Genomic DNA, 19,198 nt, shown 5'->3' with positions numbered 1-19,198 from the left:
GGCATGGGAACGAGCGTCGCCGACTACCGAAGGTCCATCCGGGCCCTCCTCGCGCCGCTCGCCCAGCGGGAGCCCGTGGTGCGGCCACTCGAGCGGGCACTCGGCCTCGCCCTCGCCCGTGACCTTGCCGCGCCGCTGAGTCTCCCGCCTTTCGACAACTCGCAGATGGACGGCTTCGCGGTGCAGAGCGGGGACTTCGGGGCGAGGCATGAGGGATCTGTGCGGCAGTTCGCTGTCGCAAAGCCCATCCCCGCTGGTGCTGCCCCGGTTCCGCTTGGGGTAGGGCAGGCCGCACCGATCATGACCGGCGCCATGCTGCCCGCCGGCGCCGACGCCGTCGTTCCCGTCGAAAGGGCACAGCCCCCGCGGTTCCCTGATGCGACCGAGCTGTCGGACCACGCGCGCGTCGTGCTGCCTGCAGCAGAGCCGGGAAGCTATGTGCGGCGAGCCGGGAGCGACGTGGCCGCGGGCGACGTCGTCCTTGCCGCCGGGGCCAGGCTCGGCCCCGCGCAGCTCGGCCTGGCCGCCGCACTGGGTCTCACCGAGGTTCCCGTCCGCGCTCCGCTACGGGTCGCCGTCATCAGTACGGGAGCCGAGCTCGCCGCGTCCGGCCAGCCTCTCTTGCCGGGCCAGATCTACGACTCCAACGGGACGCTCCTGGTTGCGGCCCTGCACGAGGCGGGGATCGAGGCGAGGGCGACGGCGGTGCGCAGCGACGATCCGGACGCGCTCCGGGCGGTACTCGCGGACTGTGCCGAATCCGCGGACCTCCTTGTGACGACGGGGGGCGTTTCGAAAGGCGCGTTCGAGGCGACGAAGCTCGCCCTGGCGGACGCCGACGTCGAGTTCGTCCACCTCGCGATGCAGCCCGGTGGCCCGCAGGGGATTGGCACTGTAGCCGGCGTACCGTTCCTCGGGTTCCCCGGAAATCCCGTCAGCTGCTGGGTCTCGTGGGAAGTCCTCCTTCGGCCCGTCCTCGCGGAACTCCTCGGCTCGCCGGCCGCCCGGCCGCGCCTTCGGCTCCCACTCGCAGACCCCCTCGACTCGCCCTCCGGAAAGCTCCAAGTGCGCCGAGCGCGCCTCGGGGACGACGGGCGCGTGAGTCTCGTCGGCGGTCCCGGTTCGCACCTGCTGGGGGCGCTCGCGGCGTCGGACGCCCTCGTCCTCGCCCCCGAGGACGTGACGGAGCTCGACGCTGGGGCCGACGTGGAAGTATGGCTCCTGTGAACGACTCCGAATCCGCCCAGAGCCTCACGCACGTGCGTGCCGACGGCACCGCGCACATGGTCGACGTGAGCGAGAAGCCCGAGACGAGCCGCGAAGCGACCGCCCAGGCCGTCCTCCGGACGACCACGGAGGTCATCTCGCTCCTGTCCGAGGGCGGTCTCCCGAAAGGCGACGCGCTCGCCGTCGCACGCGTGGCCGGCATCATGGCGGCGAAGAAGACCCCTGAGCTCATCCCGCTGTGCCACCCACTGCCGATCTCCAAGGTGACCGTGGACTTCGAGCTTGCCGAGAGCTCCGTCCGCGTCCTCGCGAGTGTCAAGACCCGCGGGGTGACCGGCGTGGAGATGGAGGCGCTCACCGCCGCGTCCGTCGCCGCACTCGGTATGTACGACATGATCAAGGCGGTCGACAAGCACGCCGTGATCAGCGAGCTCAAGGTGCTGGCCAAGAGCGGTGGAAAGAGCGGCGATTGGACCCTCGATTCAGGCGATGCAGCGGGGGAGCCGGGGGCGTCAGGGGAGACAGCAGGAGAGCCGGCGTGACCCGCCGCGCGGGCATCGTCATCGCCTCGACGCGTGCGGCGACGGGGATCTACGAGGACCAGTCCGCGCCGGTCATCGCCGACTGGCTCGCCGAGCACGGCTTCGACATCATCCCCGCCGCTGTCGTTCCAGACGGTCCCTCCGTCGGTGCCGCCCTCCGTGGCCTTCTCGCGCTCGCGCCGTCCGTCGTCGTCACGAGCGGAGGCACCGGCTTGAGCGCCGACGATGCCACCCCCGAGGAAACCCTGCCACTCCTCGACCGCGAGGTTCCCGGCGTCATGGAGGCGATCCGGCGCGCAGGGGCAGCGAAGACCCCTCTCGCGGCCCTGAGCCGCGGGCACGCCGGGGTCGCGGGGAAGACCTTCGTCGTGAACCTCCCAGGGTCGCCGTCGGGGGTCATGGACGGGCTCACCGTGCTGGACCCGATCATCGGGCATCTCTGCGACCAACTGGAGGGCGGCCATGGCCACTGACAAGACCTCAGTGCAGGTGGAGATCGTGAACGCCCAGATCTCCGTTGAACGACTGGACGAATCCGCGGCCCGCCTCGGTGTGGATACTCCGGATGCGGGCGCCGTCGTCTCCTTCGCCGGCATTGTGCGCAACCACGATGAGGGCCGCGGCGTCCTGCGGCTCCACTACACGGCTCACCCGACTGCCGAGGCGACTCTCCGGGGAGTGGTAGATACGGTGGTGGCCGAGCATCTCGAGCGATTCGGGGCTTCGGAGCGAGCCATGCGCGTCTGGATCGCGCACCGGATCGGTGATCTCGGGATCGGCGATGTCGCCTTCGTGTGCGCCGTCTCGTCCGCACACCGGGGCGAGGCATTCCGTCTCTGCTCAGACCTCGTGGATCGCGTCAAGGCCGAAGTGCCCATCTGGAAGGAGCAGTTCTTCGACGACGGCGGCAAGGAATGGGTCGCCGCGCTTGGCTGACGCGCTCCATTAGGCTTGAACCCATGGCAGAACGACTTCCGGTGGCAGTGCTGGGCGCGAACGGGCGCATGGGTTCCGAGGCGGTGAAGGCCGTCGAGTCGGCCCCGGACATGGAGCTCGTGGCTGCGCTGGGCCGCAACGACGCCCTCGAGGCGATTGTCGACGCCGGAGCGCGCTATGTCGTCGACCTCACCGTTCCGGACGCCACAGAGCGGAACGTCCGCTTCGCCGTCGAACACGGCATCCACGCCGTTGTCGGCACGACCGGGTGGACAGGCGAGCGTTTGGATGTCCTCCGTACCCTCTTGGCCGAGCACCCGGGCGTCGGAGTGCTCATAGCTCCCAACTTTGCGCTCGGCTCGGTGCTTGCAACGGCGTTCGCCGCCAAGGCTTCCCGCTATTTCGAGTCCGTGGAGATCGTCGAACTGCATCACCCGGACAAGGTCGATGCACCCTCGGGGACGGCGGTACGCACCGCACAGCTCATAGCGGCCAATCGCACTGAGGTGGGCCTCGGTGGCTCCCCGGATGCTACGGAGAAGCAGCTCGAGGGTGCGCGGGGCGCCGATGTCGACGGCGTACGGGTGCACGCGGTGCGGCTCCGCGGCCTGGTGGCCCACCAGGAGGTCCTGCTCGGCGGCCCCGGGGAACAGCTCACCATTCGTCACGATTCGTTCGACCGTGCCTCGTTCATGCCAGGGGTCCTCCTTGGCGTCCGCGCGGTCGCTGAACACCCCGGCCTCACCGTCGGGCTCGACGGTTACCTGGATCTGGGGCTCTGAAATGGACTGGCTCAAGGAACACCGAACCAAGCTGTGGGTCGCTGGCGTTGCGCTGCTCCTCGTGTTCTACCTCGTGCTCACCCTCAACCGGGCGATCCTCCTCCTCGCCGACCCGCAGCTCATTGCCAAGGCCATCGGAGCCGCGTACCTCGTGCTGCCCATCATCGGGGCCTGGGCACTTGTGCGCGAGATCATGTTCGGAGCCGGGCTCGAGCGACTGGGCCGTGAACTCGAAGCGGAAGGCGGGCTGCCCGTGGACGCACTTCCCCGGACCCCCGGAGGGAGAATTGTCCGCTCGGCCGCTGACGCCGAGTTCCCGCGATACCAGTCCGAGACCGAGGCAGCACCCGAGGACTGGCGTTCGTGGTACCGACTTGGGCTTGCCTACGACGCCTCGGGCGACCGAAAGCGTGCGCGCGCCGCGATGCGTCGGGCCATCGCCCTTCACCGTGGAACTACGGAGGCGCCGGGCTCGTCCCACTGAGACTTCTCGGGACATGCATAGAGTGCGAACAATGCCCGTTTCGTACTCAGGGGGACTGCATGGCTGGGCAACGGTTGCGGTACTGGCTCCTGCCTCTGTTCGTGGTGATGCTCTCGATCCCCTTGGGATGTGGGAATCCGAAAGAACAGCCCCTCGCTCCCGCGAAGTCCTCTGAGGCCGCTGGTTCTCCGGCGACCGCCGAGTCTCCCTCGGCTGCCCGGTCCTCCGGAGGCGCCGGTTCTCGCGGTGTAGCCAGTAGTGCAGCAAGGCCTTTGCTGCCGGAACAGGCGAAGCAGAATAATCGCGAAGGCTTTGCTGCCTTCACGCAGTACTGGTTCGATACCGTCACCTATGCCCTCGAGAGCGGCGACGTCGTGCCTCTGAGGGAAGCCTCCGCTCCTTCTTGCGCGATCTGCACCGGCTACGTGGAGGCAGCCCTCGGCACCCATGACAAGGGCTGGATCTCCGAGGGCCCCCGCTGGAGCATCGTGGCGTTCACCTCGGACGTGCCTTGGGATCGGCCCGGGGCAGTCCTCGGCTTCTTCGTCGTGGAGGAGTCGCCATCAAGGAGGCTGGACCCTTCCGGCGTCGTGGCCGAGTCGCACAACGGCGGTCGGAGCGATCGGGCCAAGGCGATCTACGCCCTCTACGATCACGGCCAATGGAAGACAGTGCAAGCCGGGCATGCCTGAGTGTCGTCCGGCTTGTTCCGCCGGTCTTGTTTTGTCGGAGGTCCTCCGTAGGCTCGGATCAGAGGTCGGGGGGGACGGGAATTTCCGACGGGACAGGGGGTGACGGGGTGAGCGCGGAGCCGCACGCGGCCGACCACGGGCGGCCGGACGTCTGCCCGGAGCCCTGCCCGGACTTCTGGTCGGAGGGCTGGACCGAGGCCGGAGGCTGGGCCGAGGCCGGAGGCTGGGCCGGCCCCTTCCCCTCCGAGGCCGTCCTCTCAGAGAACCCTCCCGGCATCACCGCCGAGGCCGTTCCCTCCGAGATCATCCCGTCTAGCGTCCTTCCCTCCGCCGCCGTCCCCTCCGCGGCCGTTCCCTCCGGCACTCCCTCGGAGACGGTCCCCTCCGTGGCCGTTCCCTCCGACCCCCGCCAGTCCGAGTGCGTTCCCTCCGGGGCGGTCGGGTCCGTTGCAGTCGGTCCGTCCGGGGCCGGAGACGCGATGGCGTTCTCGGAGGAGATGGGGTTCTCGGAGGATGTGCCGGGTGGGGGCTGGGCGGAGCTGGTGGTGCTGGACGAGCCGTCGTCCTCGCCGCTGCACGGCTCGGTGGGCCTGCCCGCGGCGGCGTCGCTTTCCGCGGCGGAGGCGCTGGCGGTGGTGGAGTGCGCGGAGCGGGTGATCGGCTTGACACCATCCCCGTCCGAACCCTCCACCCCGCCGAAGGCGACACACTACCAGCGGCGAGGGAGGGCGCCCGGCGGCCGCCGCGGCGCTCAGCGTGCCGGAGCCGGACCCGGCGGGGGCGTGGTTCCCGGAGCTGGAGGGGTACGGGCCGATCGACCCCGCCACCGCCAGGCGCCTGACGTCCCTGGCCGGAGGTGTCAGATCTTCTGTGTAAGGGGTGACGGCCGGATCTGAAGGGATCAGGATCATGACCATGACAGAGGACGAGGAGCAGGGCCGGCGCCGCTCGACGGCCGAGGTCGCCGCGGACCTGGAGGCCTCCGGGGCCCTGGACGCTCTCTTCGCCAGGATCGACTCGGGCGAGGTCCAGCTCACCGGCGACGGGGGCCTGCTGCCCGGGCTTCTCAAGGCGGCCCTCGAGCGCGGCCTGCAGGCGGAGATGAGCTCCCATCTGGGCTACGAGAAGGGCGACCCGGAGGCAGCGTCGTTCCCGAACTCGCGCAACGGCACGAGCCCGAAGACGGTCGCCACCGAGGTCGGGGATGTGGGCCTGGAGGTGCCGCGCGACCGGGACGGGACCTTCGCCCCGCGCCTGGTCCCGAAGGGATCCCGGCGTCTCGGGGGCCTGGACGAGATGATCATCTCCCTCTACGCCGGCGGGATGACGATCCGGGACATCCAGCACCATCTCGCCTCCACCATCGGCACCGAGCTCTCGCACGAGACCATCTCCAAGATCACCGACGAGATCCTCGAGGAGGTCCTGGCCTGGCAGCGGCGCCCCCTGGAGGCCTTCTACCCGGTGGTCTACCTGGACGCCCTGGTCGTCAAGGTCCGCGACGGGGCCCACGTGCGCAACAAGGCCGCCCACATCGCCGTCGGCGTGGACCTGGAGGGCATCAAGCACGTACTCGGGATCTGGGTCCAGGCCGCCGAGGGCGCCAAGTTCTGGGCCGGGGTCTGCGCCGAGCTGGCCAACCGCGGCGTCGCCGACGTCCTGGTCGTCTGCTGCGACGGCCTCACCGGCCTGCCCGAGGCGATCGAGGCCACCTGGCCGGGCTCGATGGTCCAGACCTGCGTCGTGCACCTGATCCGCGCCGCCATGCGCTTCGTGAACTACGGCCACCGCAAGGCCGTCGCCGCCGCCCTGAAGACCGTCTACCAGGCCCCCGACGCCCCCACCGCCAGAGCCGCCCTGGACGCCTTCGCCGCGAGCGAGCTCGGCAAGAGGAACCCCAACACCGTCCGCGTCTTCGCCGACGCCTGGGAGCGCTTCACCCCGTTCCTGGCCTTCCCGCCCATGCTGCGCCGCGTCATCTACACCACCAACTCCATCGAGTCCCTGAACTATCAGCTGCGCAAGATCATCAAGAACCGCGGCCACTTCCCCAACGACGACGCCGTCGTCAAGCTCCTCTGGCTCGCCATCTGCAACATCGAGGACAAGCGCGCCCGCGACCGCCAGCGCGAACGCGACCAGAACGTCCCCTCCGACAAGCGCCACGCCGACGGACGCCTCGTCGAAGGCCAGGTCACCACCAACTGGAAGCAGGCCCTCGCCCAGCTCGCCCTCGCCTACCCCGACCGCATCAACCCCTACCTATGACCCCGCCCCTTACACAGAAGACTTGACAAGCTCCCCTGGCCCCGACCTGGGGCCGGCTCTTCACCGACTGGGACACCGGGGAGGCCCTGGGCGTCGGGCGCAGCGCCTACCGCCCGCCCAGGGCCCTGCGCCGCTACCTCGCCCACCGCGACGGCGGATGCCGGTTCCCCGGCTGCACCCGCCCCGCCAGGGCCTGCGAACCCGACCACACCACCGAATGGCAGCACGGCGGCAGAACAGACCCCCACAACCTCGCCCTGCTGTGCCGACGACACCACGCCCTCAAATCCATCGGCGCCTGGACCTACCACCACCAACCAGACCGACACCAACCAGACGGCTGTCTCCGTTGGCGACCGGTGCTGGGGCGGTGGTACACGAGTGAACCGGACCGTCTCGAAGATGTTCCACCCCATCTTCGGCAAGGCTCAACAGTGGGAGCGAGCATTCCGCGAAGGGATGACCCTCCCCCCTTCTAGGGCTTAGCGACCCCGCACCGTGATTGCCGCGGACCTCCCTGACCCCGCGGACCTCCCCGACCCCGCCGGGCTCCCGGATTCACTGGGCCTCCCTATGCCGGTGGGACTCTTCCTGCCCCCTGAACCACGCGCCGTCGTCCGCCGACGTGGAGACCCCATTTGAAACGCTGCGTGACCAATCAACTCGAGCGGCCCTCGCCAGCCGTTGGCGCGAAAGAACAGCCCTGCGGCCAGCGCGACGACGATATGGGTGGCCAAAAGTCCTTCTCCCACAAGACCTGGTGTACCTCCTGCCTCGGACCAGGAGATTGCCCAGACGTGAAGGGTGTACAGGCTCAGAGTCATTCCGCCAGCTCCAGCAAGGGGCACGAGGATACGCGTTCTCTCGATCGGCCGTATGCGAGCCAGCAGCAGGAATGCGCCCAGCACGGCGACTGCGCTCCCCGAGGTCTGAAGGAGGTCAAGGGTGGTGCCCGAGTGCGGGGCAGCAGTTGCGAGCCACCAGATGCTCCCTGTCTGCTGGACCCCAAGCAGGTTGACGCGGAGCATGGCATCGAGGGGCCATTGGCTCGCCTGCGGCGTCGCAAGGAGCGCGTTATGGCCGCCGAGGGGAACCATGAGCGCCCACTCGGTGGTCTTGGCGAGCACAGCGGCTGCAGCACCGCCGAACACGAGGCCCACTTGCACACTGACCCGACGGAGACGCATCCGGCCTACCCATAGTCCGAGAAGCATGTACGCGAGCCATTCGAGGACGGGGTAGTTCCCGGTTATCAGGACGTCTGCGAGGAGCCGTCCCGGATCGCCGAAGTCGTGCCACGTCGGGTTGTGACCGAGCTGCACGGAATGGCCGCCCACAACGAGCAGCGGGCGCGCAAGGTAGACCGCGATCGGTGCAAGGAGGATCCATGCCGTGACCAGAAGGGCCAGAGCGCGCTGGCCGAGACGCAGCGCAGGGATGACGCACCAGAAGAGCACGCCGTATTGCACCAGGATGACGGCGATATTCACGCTGAGGGTCCCGAGGCAGAGACCGACGACGGCGATTACGGCCGCGCGAAGGGCGACCCCGAGGCGATGGCTGGCGGCGGGGGAGGTGCCGAGGGAGAGGGATACTCCTGCAAGGACCGCGAAGAGCGCTGCCGCGCGACCGGAGAAGGCCAGTGCTGTCCAGGTAGGCTCCAGACGTCCAGACGCGTCCGGCGCCAACGTCGGCAAGACATGCACTGCCATCATGGCGAGTAGTGCGGCCCCCCGTGCGAGGTCGACCCCTAGGAGGCGGTTGGCGGAGACCACATCAGCGGAGAGGGGTTGAGAAGGTCTTCGCGCTGCCATGCGGCTTATGCTCTCATGTACAGACTGGTTTTCGAGATGACCTATTGATTGTCGAATGCGTGTTCGACTACAATCAGGTTCAGGGACGTTCTCCCGTGGTAGGCCCACCACCTCTGGCCCACGACATCCCGGCGCAAGACATCCGGGGCCGCCGAGTCGCACCTGTCCCGCGGCGCGGCAGCCCCGGATCCTGAGGTCTTGCCGTGCTCCTCGGCGCCCGGTAAGCCTCCCATGCTCATGCCCTAATATGGGCCGCATGTCCGCTGAGCTCACCGTCGCAGCCGTGCAGTACGAGTCGAGCCCGGGCGGGATCGCGGCGAACGTCGCTGCCCATGTAAGTGCCCTCGAGGACGCAGACGGCCACGGCGCGCGGATCGCTGTCTTCCCGGAACTGTCGCTGATCGGCTACGACCTCTCAAGGCTCGACGACGACGCCTGCTGGCTCACGAATCCGTCTGTCGAGCTCGCTGAAATCCAAGCCGCGTGCGAGGACATGGGGATTGTCGCCGTCGTCGGCGCAGCGGTGCGGGAGCCCGATGGCACGCCCCGCCTGGCATCCGTGCTCCTGCGGCCGGGGGCTGCACCGCTCATCGCGCCGAAGACGCACCTCCATGGTGACGAACAGCACTACTTCGAGCCTGGGGGAGGTCCCACGCTCGTCGACCTCGACGGATGGAGCGTTGCACTCGCCGTCTGCTTCGACGTAGCGCAGCCGTCCCACGCCGCGGAGGCCGCCTCAGCGGGCGCGGACCTCTACGCGGCGTCAGCCATCTACGTGGTGGGGGAGGAGCGCCGTCTTGACCTGCATTTCGGGGCACGGGCCATGGACAGCCGCTTCTTCGCACTCCTCGCGAACGCCGCTGGAACGACGTCGTTGGGCCCCTCCTGCGGCGGGAGCGGAGTGTGGGGTCCTGACGGGCACCGGATGACCCACGCGCGGGGAAGCGGCCCAGAGGTGGTCTCAGCCCTGCTGTTCAGGTCAGCACTCGAGCGCTACCGGCGGTAAAGCGGGCTGCCGCCGTTGTCCAGGAAGTGCTGGGACAGGGTAACGTTTTGAACATGGCTGACTCTGACATCCGGACGCAAACTTTCGGCACTCTCCTGACCGCCATGGTGACTCCTTTCACCAAGGACGGCGAGGTCGACTACGAAGCGGCGGGTCAGCTGGCAGCGAAGCTTGTCGACGACGGCTGCGACGGCCTCGTCGTCACGGGCACTACCGGCGAGACCTCGACCCTCACGGACGAGGAGAACCTGGGCATGTTCAAGGCGGTTCTGGAGGCCGTCGGCGGCCGGGCGAAGGTCATCGCCGGAACCGGAACCAATGACACGCGTCACTCGATCAGCCTCTCGCGCCGGGCAGCGGAGCTGGGAGTGGACGGCCTCCTTATTGTCACCCCCTACTACAACAAGCCCAGCCAGTCGGGAGTCCAGGCGCACTTCGAGGCGATCGCCTCCGCGACCGACCTCCCCGTCATGCTCTATGACATCCCCGGGCGCAGTGGCATCCCGATTGCGACCGAGACGATCCTCCGGCTCGCCGAGCATCCGCACATCCAGGGCCTCAAGGACGCCAAGGCTGACTTCGGCTCGATCACCCGGGTGCTCGCGAAGACTGATCTCGCCGTCTACTCGGGCGACGACGGCCTCACCCTTCCGTGGATGGCTGCGGGAGCGCTCGGCGTCGTGAGCGTGACGGCCCATGTTGTCACGAAGCAGTTCCGCGCTCTGGTCGACGCTGCCCTTGCCGGGGACTTCGCGACCGCCCGCAAGATCCACTTCGAGCTCGACCCCGTCATCCGCGGCATCATGACCCGCGTCCAGGGCGCCGTCGCGACGAAGCAAGTTCTCACGTGGCAGGGAGTCCTGCCTAGCTCCACCGTTCGCTTGCCGCTTGTCGAGCCGAGCGACGCGGAGCTCGCCCTCATCCGAGCCGATCTGGCCGAAGCCGGAATGGACTTTGCCTAGATGGTCAGTACCTAGAAAGAAGAAGCAATGACCCAACTTGCCCTCCCGGTCCTCACGACACCACCGAAGCTGCCGCAGGGCACGCTCCGGATCGTGCCCCTCGGGGGACTGGGCGAGGTCGGCCGCAACATGGCCGTCTTCGAGATCGACGGCAAGCTCCTCATCGTCGACTGCGGCGTCCTCTTCCCAGAGGAGAATCAGCCCGGCGTGGATCTTATCCTCCCGGACTTCTCCTACATCGAGAACCGCATCCAGGACGTTGTGGCCTGCGTGCTCACCCATGGGCACGAGGATCACATCGGGGCTGTCCCGTATCTTCTCCGGCACCGCCGGGACATCCCCCTCGTGGGGTCGCAGCTGACTCTGGCGCTGGTCGAGGCCAAGCTGGCCGAGCATCGCATTACGCCGGTCCTGCGCGTGGTGGAAGAGGGCCAGGTCCTCGACTTCGGGCCCTTCCAGACCGAGTTCGTCGCCGTCAACCACTCCATTCCGGACGCGCTCGCGGTGTTCATCCGCACGGCCGGCGGAAGCGTGCTGCACACCGGCGACTTCAAGATGGACCAGCTCCCGCTCGACGGCCGCATCACAGACCTGCGGCACTTCGCTCGGCTGGGCGAGGAGGGCGTCGACCTCCTCATGGCCGACTCGACCAACGCCGACATTCCCGGCTTCACGACGGCCGAGAAGGAGATCGGGCCCGTTCTCGATCGCCTGTTCGGGCAGGCCCGCAAGCGGATCATCGTCGCGAGCTTCTCCTCGCACGTCCACCGGGTGCAGCAGGTGCTCGACGCCGCCCATCACCATGGCCGCAAGGTCGCCTTCGTGGGCCGCTCGATGGTGCGGAACATGACGATCGCCGCAAAGCTCGGCTACCTCGACGTGCCCCCAGGCATACTCGTCGACGTCAAGCACATCGAGGACTATCCGGACCACCAGCTCGTCCTCATGTCCACCGGCTCGCAGGGCGAGCCGATGGCCGCGCTCTCCCGCATGGCCAACGGCGACCACCGCGTGCAGGTGGGCTCGGGGGACATGGTGATCCTCGCGTCGTCGCTCATCCCCGGCAATGAGAACGCCGTGTTCCGCGTCATCAACGGCCTGCTCAAGCTCGGCGCGAACGTTGTGCACAAGGGCAACGCGAAGGTGCACGTCTCGGGCCACGCGGCCGCGGGGGAGCTCCTCTACTGCTACAACATCATCGAGCCCCTCAACGCGATGCCCGTCCACGGCGAGACGCGTCATCTCATCGCGAACGGAAACCTCGCGCTCGAGACGGGCATGGAGCCGGACAGCGTCATCCTCGGGGACAACGGCACCGTGGTGGATCTCGCGAACGGTCGCGCCCGGATTGTGGGCCAGGTCGAGGTCGGCTTCGTGTATGTCGACGGGAGCAGCGTCGGCGCGATCACGGACGCCGACCTCAAGGACCGCCGGATCCTCGGCGACGAGGGCTTCATCTCCGTGATCACCGTCGTGAATCGGTCGACAGGCAAGGTCGTCTCCGGCCCCGAGATCCATGCTCGCGGCGTGGCCGAGGATGACGCCGTCTTCGACGACATCATCCCCAGGGTCAACGAGGCGCTCGAAGAGGCCATCCTCGCGAAGCCAGACCACACGGCCTACCAGCTCCAGCAGGTAGTCCGCCGGGTGATCGGTACGTGGGTGAGCCGCAAGCTGCGGCGCCGTCCCATGATCATCCCGGTGGTCCTCGAGGCCTGACGGGAACTGCCGGCCGCAGGAGGGCCGCCGAACCGGGGAGCGCTAGTCGTGGATGTCCCCGGATTCGGCGGCCCTCCGCGCTACCGTAGGGACCATGGCGACTCGCACTTCCTCCGCGCCAAGAGCCACCCGGTCCGGCCAATCGGCCCGGTCAGGCCAGGGCAAGAGCTCTGGTTCCGGGTCGAAGCGCCCCTCGGGCAGGTCATCTTCCGTCACGACGAGAGATTCGGGCCAGCCCTGGCTCGCACGCGTCGTCGGGGGAGCATGGCAGGGTGTCGCCCACGCAGTGGGTGCAGGGGTGCGCCGTATCGGCACGGACGTGAGCGATCTCGATCCTGCGGCCCGCCGTGACGGCGCAGGCCTGTTCAACCTCGCGCTTGCCGTCTTCATTGCGACGTTCTCGTGGTGGGGCTGGCACGGCTGGTTCCCGGATGGCGTGTACGCCGTCGTCAACGGGACGTTCGGCTGGATCTCGCTCGTGCTCCCGCTCATGCTCGCGGTGTGCGCCGTGCGGCTCTTTCGGCATCCGGAGGACCAGCGTGGCAACAATCGCGTCGGCATCGGGTTCCTGATCATGGCTTTCTCCGGAAGCGGCATCGCCGACGTCATCGGCGGTCTCCCTTCCCCGGCAGACGGCTTCGACGCGCTCCGCGGTGCAGGCGGCATGCTCGGTTTCCTCGCTGCATCGCTCTTGGCGTCCATCCATCCGGTGGTGCCGCTGCTCGTGTTCTCGTTCCTCGCGTGTGTCTCGGTGCTCATCGTCACGGCGACGCCGTTCACCGCGATTCCGCGGCGGCTCCGAGGAGCGTGGGACTACTTGGTGGGCGCGGATCTGAGGGACCGTGGCGACGAGGGTGCCGGCCACGACCGCAGCTACCTCTACGATTCGGAGAGGCGCGCCCAAGAGGCCGCGCGAGGCTCTGAGAAGTTGCCCAAGAAGAAGCGCCGCCTGTTCGGCCGTGACGAGGACGCGGAAGAATCGGAGCTGCCGGACGGCTTCGCTGGCGACGAGCCGTACGAGCGCGCCGTCGTCGGAGAGGATGAGCCCACCGAGGCTCTGTCAGGCCAAGGCCGATCACAGGCCGAGGCCGCGATCGAGAAGATCCGCGCCGCGCGCGGGGGCGGCAAGGGGGCGGACAAGGCGCCGGAAGGGGCCACGGAGTCCATTCCGACGGTGGCAGTCCCCGCCGTCGCCGCAGCCGCGCCGATCGTGCCTTCCGCGCCCCGCCCGCCAGTGGCCCCGCCGTCGCCCATTCCCCAGCGGACCGAGCAGCTCCAGCTCGCGGGAGACGTCACCTACACCCTCCCGTCGTCGGAGCTCCTCGTGCAGGGGACTGCCCCGAAGGAGCGCACCGAGGCGAACGACGCGATCGTCGCGGCGCTGACCAACACGCTCCAGCAGTTCAACGTCGACGCCGAAGTGACGGGCTTCAGCCGCGGCCCGACGGTCACGCGGTACGAGATCGAGCTCGCCTCCGGGACGAAGGTCGAGAAGGTCACGGCGCTGAGCAAGAACATCGCGTACGCCGTTGCGAGTTCGGATGTTCGGATCCTGAGCCCCATCCCCGGCAAGAGCGCGATCGGCATCGAGATCCCGAACACCGACCGCGAGACCGTATCGCTCGGGGACGTGCTGCGGAGCCAGAACGCCCGGCGGACCGAACACCCGATGGTCATGGGGGTCGGCAAAGACGTCGAGGGCGGGTTCGTCGTCGCGAATCTGGCCAAGATGCCGCACATGCTCGTCGCGGGTGCGACCGGCGCGGGCAAGTCGTCGTTCGTGAACTCGATGATCACGTCGATCCTCATGCGGGCCACTCCGGACGAGGTCCGCATGGTCATGGTCGACCCCAAGCGGGTCGAGCTGACCGCGTACGAGGGCGTCCCGCACCTCATCACGCCCATCATCACGAACCCGAAGAAGGCGGCTGAGGCCCTTCAGTGGGTCGTGCGGGAGATGGATGCGCGGTACGACGACCTGGCCAACTACGGCTTCAAGCACATCGACGACTTCAACAAGGCGGTCCGAGCTGGGAAGGTTGTGCCGCCGCCGGGCTCCGAGCGCAAGATCAAGGCCTACCCCTACCTCCTCGTGATCGTGGACGAGCTCGCCGACCTCATGATGGTCGCCCCCCGAGACGTCGAGGACTCGATCGTGCGCATCACGCAGCTTGCGCGTGCGGCGGGCATCCACCTCGTGCTGGCGACCCAGCGGCCGTCGGTAGACGTCGTGACCGGCCTCATCAAGGCGAACGTTCCCTCGCGTATGGCCTTCGCGACCTCGTCGGTCACCGACTCCCGGGTCGTCCTCGATCAGCCGGGCGCGGAGAAGCTCATCGGCCAGGGCGATGCACTCTTCCTGCCGATGGGCGCTTCCAAGCCGATGCGTGTGCAGGGCGCGTGGGTCTCCGAGTCGGAGATCCATCAGGTGGTCGAGCACGTCAAGGGCCAACTGCAGGTGACGTACCGGGAGGACGTCGCCGCCGAGCCTGAGAAGAAGCAGATCGACGAGGAGATCGGCGACGATCTCGAAGTCTTGCTCCAGGCCACAGAGCTTGTCGTGACCACCCAGTTCGGCTCGACCTCGATGCTCCAGCGGAAGCTTCGGGTCGGCTTCGCGAAGGCCGGTCGGCTCATGGACCTCCTCGAGAGCCGCGGCGTCGTCGGCCCTTCCGAGGGCTCGAAAGCACGCGACGTCCTGGTCAAGCCCGACGATCTGCCTGCCGTCCTTGCGGCCCTCCGAGGGGAGGACTCGCCGTCGTCCTCCCCGGCGAGCCACACCGAGCAGGCGCTGGCAGAGAACGCCAACGCGAACCACCACCTGGGCGATCAGGCGGTCGCCTCGCCCTACGCAGAAGACCTCGTTGCGGCGGACCTCGACGACCGCACCCAAGCGGTGGACTACTACGACGAGGACGACGACGGCGGGGGCGAGGACGCCTGGCAGCTCACCGGCCGCTAGGCTGGGTTGGTGAGCACCGCACAGCCGCCTGGGCAGGGCGGACCTGAACAAGAGGGTCCGGAGCAAAGTGGCCCCGGGCCGTCCCAGCTCTGGAATCTGCCCAACGCCCTCACGATGTTCCGGATCGTCCTCGTCCCGGTGTTCGTCTGGTTCATGCTGGCGGATGATTCGCATCAGGGGCTGCTCCGGTGGCTTGCTCTCGCGGCCTTCGCGGTGGCGATGTACACCGATCAGCTCGACGGCCAGATCGCACGCCGTCGCAATCTGGTGACGAACTTCGGGAAGATTGCAGACCCGATTGCGGACAAGCTTCTCACCGGTGCGGCACTCGTGCTGCTCTCGGTGCTCGGTGAGCTCCCGTGGTGGATCACGATCGTGATCCTCGTGCGGGAGTGGGGGATTACGGCTCTGCGGTTCGTGGTGATCCGGTACGGAGTCATGCCGGCGTCGTCGGGGGGCAAGCTCAAGACCGTGCTCCAGACCATCGCACTCGTTCTGTTCCTTCTGCCACTGCGGTACGTCGCGCCTGTTGTGCCGGTCGTCGCTCTGGTCGTCATGCTCGCGGCCGTCGCCGTTACGGTCGTGACCGGGGTCGACTACGTGATGAAGGCTGCGCGGCTTCGCGCCGAAGCGCTGAAGGCAAGGTGAGGTGGGGATGCTGGTGCGAGCCCAGGACGTAGTTGCGGCGTTCATCGCGCGCGGGGTGACGGCTGCGACGGCGGAATCGCTCACCGCCGGCCTCGTCGCCGCCACCCTTGCGGATGTTCCCGGTGCCTCGGCAATGCTGCGCGGGGGCGTCGTGAGCTACGCGAGCGAGGTGAAGGCTCAGCTTCTCGAGGTCTCGCGAGAGCTTCTGGCTGAGGCGGGATCGGTGGATGCCGAGGTCGCCCGGCAGATGGCGCAGGGGGCGCGAAAAGCGTGCGGCGCGGACTACGGGGTGTCGACGACGGGCGTGGCGGGACCTGACCCTCTCGACGGGAAGCCGGTGGGAACTGTGTTCGTCGCCGTCGCTGGACCGGAGCGGACGGAGGTGCGCGAGTGCCACTTTTCGGGCTCGCGCGCTGAGATCCGGGGCGCCGCACGGGACGCGGCCCTCGAGACTCTCTTCACGGCTCTGGCTTTTCCGGAAACTGAGAGCGAGCTGTGACTTTGGGTAGGCTCGGGAGTCAGCGGGGAACAAACCACCACGTCAGAGAGTTGTCTCTAGTGTCGTCAAGGATCGGCGGCACTAGGATGGGTCACACGGAAGCCCGGGAGCCCGGGCCCCGCGAACAAGGAGCGCACTGATACACATGGTCAAGCAGCCCGTAACCGTCAATGGCGTAGTCCGCTGGCGCAATGTGGGCTTGGCTGAAATCGCCCCTGAAGAGAAGAAGGAGCGCAAAATGGTAGTTCTGCGTCATGAGATTGGAGACGTCCTCCGTGACGTCCGCCAGCGTCAGGGCCGCACGCTCCGTGAAGTCTCTCACAACGCGCGGGTCTCGCTTGGTTACCTGAGCGAGGTCGAGCGGGGCCAGAAGGAAGCCTCTTCCGAGCTTCTCTCATCGATTTGCTCGGCGTTGGACGTTCCGCTGTCAGCCATGCTCCGCGAGGTAAGTGACCGTGTCGCCGTCGCCGAAGGCGTTTCCGTGCCGGACACCGTTCCTCAGGAGTTTTCCCAGCGCTACGGACGCGACCTCTCTGAAGAACTCGGCATCGAGCTCAGCGGGTCTCGTTAATCTTCGCCAGTCACAGACTCTTTGTCAGGAGGGGCCGGGCTTACACCCGGCCCCTCCTGCGTGTGCCTGAGGCTCTCGGACCTTCGGCGACCCGCGGTTGCCAGGTCCGCGTTGACGCGCGAGAAGTAGCCGGCAAGGCTCGAGAGGTCGGCGAGGTCCCACGATCCGAGTGCGTCACGGAAGAACGACAGCCGACGGCGTCGCAGTTCCTCGACCTCCGCAGCACCCGCGGGGCTGAGGGTCACTCTCTGGGCTCGACGGTCCGAGGGGTCGTCTTCCTTCACGACGAGTCCGATCTGTTCGAGAAGAGCGACCTGTCGGCTTACGGAAGGCTTTCCGATGCCGATGAGGGCTGCGAGTTCCGTGACGCGGAGCGGGCCCTCCCTTTGAAGGATCATGAGCAGGCCGTACGCGCCCGGCTCGATTTCGGGGTGCAGAGAACGAGAGATCGTGTGGGAGACCGCCCGGGCCCGGCGCCAGAAGAGGCTCAATTGCTGTTCGATCGACTCGAATGCAGCGTCGAACTCTTCCGGTTCCTGGCTCGGGGTTGGCATGAGCCCATCATAGGTGGGCGGGTGAAGACGGACCGATGGGAGAATGATCCGATGCGGCACAGCGACTTCTGGCGGCTCATGGAGGACGAGTTCGGTGCGGGCTATGCCCGGGTCCTCGCGTCTACGCTCGTGCTGACTTCGGTTGGCGGACGCACTGCTGTGGAGGCCCTCAAGGCGGGGCAGAACCCGCGGACCGTGTGGCTCGCCGTGTGCGACATGCAGGACGTCCCGCCCGAGCGCCGATTGGGCAAGGACAGGCCGCTCAAGGACTGAGATCGCCAGGACTGGGCTCGCTTTGGAGAACCGCAACACGCCCGCCTGCCTATTCGAAGGTTTGTTCGGGCCGGCGTATTCTCGTTGTCGAGGAGATTCACGGGTTCCCGCCGAGTTGTCCACATACGCCAGCGCGGGGCGCTGGACTGTCGGTGACCCTCGGTAGCGTAGCGAGTGGATTGAACGACAACCCCGACCGGAGGTGGACCATGGCGGCAGCGCCAGATCGTGAAAAGGCCCTTGAGGCGGCTCTCGCGCAAATTGACAAGCAGTTCGGCAAGGGCTCGATCATGCGGCTCGGCGATGACACGCGCGCGCCCATCGAGGTCATTCCGACCGGCTCGATCGCACTCGACGTTGCACTCGGAATCGGTGGTCTCCCGCGCGGCCGCGTGGTGGAGATCTATGGCCCTGAGTCGTCGGGTAAGACGACCGTTGCCCTGCATGCCGTAGCCAACGCCCAGCGCAATGGGGGGATTGCCGCCTTCATCGACGCTGAGCATGCGCTCGACCCGGAATATGCTGCCAAGCTCGGCGTCGACACCGACGCCCTTCTCGTCTCTCAGCCCGACACGGGTGAGCAGGCTCTCGAGATCATGGACATGCTCGTCGGTTCAGGTTCGCTCGACATCATCGTCATCGACTCGGTGGCGGCCCTTGTTCCGCGTGCGGAGATCGAAGGCGAGATGGGCGACAGCCACGTGGGTCTCCAGGCTCGTCTCATGAGCCAGGCGCTCCGCAAGGTCACCGGCCGCCTCAACCAGACGAAGACCACGGCGATCTTCATCAACCAGCTGCGCGAGAAGATCGGCGTTTTCTTTGGCTCGCCCGAGACCACGACCGGTGGTAAGGCGCTCAAGTTCTACGCGTCCGTCCGCATCGACGTGCGTCGCGTCCAGACCCTCAAGGAGGGTGCTGATTCGGTCGGCAACCGGACGAAGGCGAAGATCGTCAAGAACAAGATGGCCCCGCCGTTCAAGCAGGCAGAGTTCGACATCATCTACGGCCAGGGGATTTCGCGCGAGGGCGGGATCATTGACATGGGGGTCGAGCACGGCATCATCAAGAAGTCGGGCTCATGGTTCACTTACGACGGCGACCAGCTCGGCCAAGGCATGGAGAATTCGCGACGGTTCCTCCGCGACAACCCAGAGCTTGCGGATGAGCTCGAGCGGCTCATCAAGGAGAAGCTCGGTGTCGGGATCAGCAAGCCCTCCGAGGAGATGCCGCGGCTCAAGGCTGTCGACGGCGAGTAGTCC

Annotated in this window: 21 protein-coding genes; 19 read left to right on the top strand and 2 right to left on the bottom strand. The window is 67.6% G+C overall.

Annotated elements, in window-relative coordinates:
* The first annotated feature begins 3 nt into the window (after window positions 1-3).
* The 10 genes from L0M17_RS13155 to L0M17_RS13110 all read left to right on the top strand — a co-directional run bounded on the left by L0M17_RS13155 (window position 4) and on the right by L0M17_RS13110 (window position 7,410).
* Entirely contained in the window at window positions 4-1,227 is a 1,224-nt protein-coding gene (locus tag L0M17_RS13155) for a molybdopterin molybdotransferase MoeA (RefSeq protein WP_241054435.1), read from the top strand.
* Entirely contained in the window at window positions 1,215-1,769 is a 555-nt protein-coding gene (gene moaC / locus L0M17_RS13150; protein WP_241054434.1) for a cyclic pyranopterin monophosphate synthase MoaC, read from the top strand. The genes L0M17_RS13155 and moaC overlap by 13 nt, the downstream gene beginning before the upstream one ends.
* Entirely contained in the window at window positions 1,766-2,242 is a 477-nt protein-coding gene (locus L0M17_RS13145; RefSeq protein ID WP_241054433.1) for a MogA/MoaB family molybdenum cofactor biosynthesis protein, read from the top strand. Before moaC ends, L0M17_RS13145 begins: the two co-directional genes overlap by 4 nt.
* Window positions 2,232-2,705 (top strand): molybdenum cofactor biosynthesis protein MoaE, encoded by a 474-nt coding sequence (locus L0M17_RS13140; protein WP_241054432.1) that lies wholly within the window; start codon window positions 2,232-2,234, stop codon window positions 2,703-2,705. The genes L0M17_RS13145 and L0M17_RS13140 overlap by 11 nt, the downstream gene beginning before the upstream one ends.
* Window positions 2,706-2,728: 23 nt before the next feature.
* On the top strand, window positions 2,729-3,487 hold the full coding sequence (dapB, locus tag L0M17_RS13135) for a 4-hydroxy-tetrahydrodipicolinate reductase (RefSeq protein WP_241054431.1): 759 nt from the start codon (window positions 2,729-2,731) through the stop codon (window positions 3,485-3,487).
* A 1-nt stretch (window position 3,488) separates the two neighbouring features.
* The gene (locus L0M17_RS13130; protein ID WP_241054430.1) at window positions 3,489-3,971 is read left to right on the top strand and encodes a hypothetical protein; all 483 of its coding nucleotides are present in this window, start codon (window positions 3,489-3,491) and stop codon (window positions 3,969-3,971) included.
* 59 nt (window positions 3,972-4,030) lie between these two features.
* The gene (locus L0M17_RS13125; protein ID WP_308196879.1) at window positions 4,031-4,663 is read left to right on the top strand and encodes a DUF6318 family protein; all 633 of its coding nucleotides are present in this window, start codon (window positions 4,031-4,033) and stop codon (window positions 4,661-4,663) included.
* A 107-nt stretch (window positions 4,664-4,770) separates the two neighbouring features.
* Window positions 4,771-5,559, top strand: a complete 789-nt coding sequence (locus tag L0M17_RS13120) for a hypothetical protein (protein WP_241054427.1) — start codon at window positions 4,771-4,773, stop codon at window positions 5,557-5,559.
* 13 nt (window positions 5,560-5,572) lie between these two features.
* Window positions 5,573-6,931 carry an IS256 family transposase gene (locus L0M17_RS13115; protein WP_372497987.1) on the top strand — a complete coding sequence of 453 codons (1,359 nt, stop codon included), beginning with the start codon at window positions 5,573-5,575 and terminating at the stop codon, window positions 6,929-6,931.
* 35 nt (window positions 6,932-6,966) lie between these two features.
* Window positions 6,967-7,410, top strand: coding sequence for an HNH endonuclease signature motif containing protein (locus L0M17_RS13110; protein ID WP_308196918.1), 444 nt, complete (start codon window positions 6,967-6,969; stop codon window positions 7,408-7,410).
* Between the two features lie 3 nt (window positions 7,411-7,413).
* On the opposite strand, the gene L0M17_RS13105 is transcribed toward L0M17_RS13110, so the two are convergent.
* The gene (locus tag L0M17_RS13105) at window positions 7,414-8,745 is read right to left on the bottom strand and encodes a heparan-alpha-glucosaminide N-acetyltransferase domain-containing protein (protein ID WP_241054426.1); all 1,332 of its coding nucleotides are present in this window, start codon (window positions 8,743-8,745) and stop codon (window positions 7,414-7,416) included.
* A gap of 256 nt (window positions 8,746-9,001) precedes the next feature.
* Between L0M17_RS13105 and L0M17_RS13100 the strand changes: the two genes are divergently transcribed.
* The 7 genes from L0M17_RS13100 (at window position 9,002) to L0M17_RS13070 (ending at window position 17,112) form a co-directional block, all read left to right on the top strand.
* Window positions 9,002-9,751: a carbon-nitrogen hydrolase family protein gene (locus tag L0M17_RS13100; protein ID WP_241054425.1), complete on the top strand. Its 750-nt coding sequence runs from the start codon at window positions 9,002-9,004 to the stop codon at window positions 9,749-9,751.
* Window positions 9,752-9,804: 53 nt separating this feature from the next.
* Complete coding sequence (gene dapA / locus L0M17_RS13095) at window positions 9,805-10,713, top strand: 4-hydroxy-tetrahydrodipicolinate synthase (RefSeq protein ID WP_241054424.1); 909 nt, start codon at window positions 9,805-9,807, stop codon at window positions 10,711-10,713.
* A gap of 27 nt (window positions 10,714-10,740) precedes the next feature.
* Complete coding sequence (locus tag L0M17_RS13090; protein WP_241054423.1) at window positions 10,741-12,432, top strand: ribonuclease J; 1,692 nt, start codon at window positions 10,741-10,743, stop codon at window positions 12,430-12,432.
* A 94-nt stretch (window positions 12,433-12,526) separates the two neighbouring features.
* Window positions 12,527-15,394: an FtsK/SpoIIIE family DNA translocase gene (locus L0M17_RS13085; RefSeq protein WP_241054422.1), complete on the top strand. Its 2,868-nt coding sequence runs from the start codon at window positions 12,527-12,529 to the stop codon at window positions 15,392-15,394.
* Between the two features lie 96 nt (window positions 15,395-15,490).
* Complete coding sequence (gene pgsA, locus L0M17_RS13080) at window positions 15,491-16,042, top strand: CDP-diacylglycerol--glycerol-3-phosphate 3-phosphatidyltransferase (protein WP_255732837.1); 552 nt, start codon at window positions 15,491-15,493, stop codon at window positions 16,040-16,042.
* A 7-nt stretch (window positions 16,043-16,049) separates the two neighbouring features.
* Window positions 16,050-16,541, top strand: coding sequence for a CinA family protein (locus L0M17_RS13075; RefSeq protein ID WP_241054420.1), 492 nt, complete (start codon window positions 16,050-16,052; stop codon window positions 16,539-16,541).
* 145 nt (window positions 16,542-16,686) lie between these two features.
* A complete protein-coding gene (locus L0M17_RS13070; protein WP_290427284.1) occupies window positions 16,687-17,112 on the top strand; it encodes a helix-turn-helix domain-containing protein in 426 nt (141 codons plus the stop codon).
* Here the strand turns inward: L0M17_RS13070 and L0M17_RS13065 are convergent.
* Window positions 17,109-17,666, bottom strand: coding sequence for a MarR family winged helix-turn-helix transcriptional regulator (locus L0M17_RS13065; protein WP_241054418.1), 558 nt, complete (start codon window positions 17,664-17,666; stop codon window positions 17,109-17,111). The two genes, L0M17_RS13070 and L0M17_RS13065, sit on opposite strands and share 4 nt — an antisense overlap.
* A 51-nt stretch (window positions 17,667-17,717) precedes the next feature.
* Here L0M17_RS13065 and L0M17_RS13060 point away from each other — a divergent pair, with 51 nt between their 5' ends.
* Both L0M17_RS13060 and recA read left to right on the top strand, forming a co-directional pair.
* Complete coding sequence (locus tag L0M17_RS13060; protein WP_241054417.1) at window positions 17,718-17,939, top strand: DUF3046 domain-containing protein; 222 nt, start codon at window positions 17,718-17,720, stop codon at window positions 17,937-17,939.
* 209 nt (window positions 17,940-18,148) lie between these two features.
* A complete protein-coding gene (gene recA / locus L0M17_RS13055) occupies window positions 18,149-19,195 on the top strand; it encodes a recombinase RecA (protein ID WP_241054416.1) in 1,047 nt (348 codons plus the stop codon).
* Window positions 19,196-19,198: the final 3 nt, after the last annotated feature.

This window comes from Sinomonas terrae, from assembly GCF_022539255.1.
GTDB lineage: Bacteria > Actinomycetota > Actinomycetes > Actinomycetales > Micrococcaceae > Sinomonas > Sinomonas terrae.
Note: the sequence above shows the minus strand (reverse complement) of the source record. Positions and strands in the feature narration are given on the sequence as shown.

Bases quoted from the DNA above. Each gene is read 5' to 3' on its own strand.
- L0M17_RS13065 (WP_241054418.1), bottom strand. From the start codon at position 17,666: ATGCCAACCCCGAGCCAGGAACCGGAAGAGTTCGACGCTGCATTCGAG.
- L0M17_RS13070 (WP_290427284.1), top strand. From the start codon at position 16,687: ATGGTCAAGCAGCCCGTAACCGTCAATGGCGTAGTCCGCTGGCGCAAT.
- L0M17_RS13140 (WP_241054432.1), top strand. From the start codon at position 2,232: ATGGCCACTGACAAGACCTCAGTGCAGGTGGAGATCGTGAACGCCCAG.
- L0M17_RS13060 (WP_241054417.1), top strand. From the start codon at position 17,718: ATGCGGCACAGCGACTTCTGGCGGCTCATGGAGGACGAGTTCGGTGCG.
- L0M17_RS13130 (WP_241054430.1), top strand. From the start codon at position 3,489: ATGGACTGGCTCAAGGAACACCGAACCAAGCTGTGGGTCGCTGGCGTT.
- L0M17_RS13090 (WP_241054423.1), top strand. From the start codon at position 10,741: ATGACCCAACTTGCCCTCCCGGTCCTCACGACACCACCGAAGCTGCCG.
- L0M17_RS13085 (WP_241054422.1), top strand. From the start codon at position 12,527: ATGGCGACTCGCACTTCCTCCGCGCCAAGAGCCACCCGGTCCGGCCAA.
- recA (WP_241054416.1), top strand. From the start codon at position 18,149: ATGGCGGCAGCGCCAGATCGTGAAAAGGCCCTTGAGGCGGCTCTCGCG.
- moaC (WP_241054434.1), top strand. From the start codon at position 1,215: ATGGCTCCTGTGAACGACTCCGAATCCGCCCAGAGCCTCACGCACGTG.
- L0M17_RS13075 (WP_241054420.1), top strand. From the start codon at position 16,050: ATGCTGGTGCGAGCCCAGGACGTAGTTGCGGCGTTCATCGCGCGCGGG.
- L0M17_RS13155 (WP_241054435.1), top strand. From the start codon at position 4: ATGGGAACGAGCGTCGCCGACTACCGAAGGTCCATCCGGGCCCTCCTC.
- dapB (WP_241054431.1), top strand. From the start codon at position 2,729: ATGGCAGAACGACTTCCGGTGGCAGTGCTGGGCGCGAACGGGCGCATG.
- dapA (WP_241054424.1), top strand. From the start codon at position 9,805: ATGGCTGACTCTGACATCCGGACGCAAACTTTCGGCACTCTCCTGACC.
- L0M17_RS13125 (WP_308196879.1), top strand. From the start codon at position 4,031: ATGGCTGGGCAACGGTTGCGGTACTGGCTCCTGCCTCTGTTCGTGGTG.
- L0M17_RS13115 (WP_372497987.1), top strand. From the start codon at position 5,573: ATGACCATGACAGAGGACGAGGAGCAGGGCCGGCGCCGCTCGACGGCC.
- L0M17_RS13105 (WP_241054426.1), bottom strand. From the start codon at position 8,745: ATGGCAGCGCGAAGACCTTCTCAACCCCTCTCCGCTGATGTGGTCTCC.
- L0M17_RS13100 (WP_241054425.1), top strand. From the start codon at position 9,002: ATGTCCGCTGAGCTCACCGTCGCAGCCGTGCAGTACGAGTCGAGCCCG.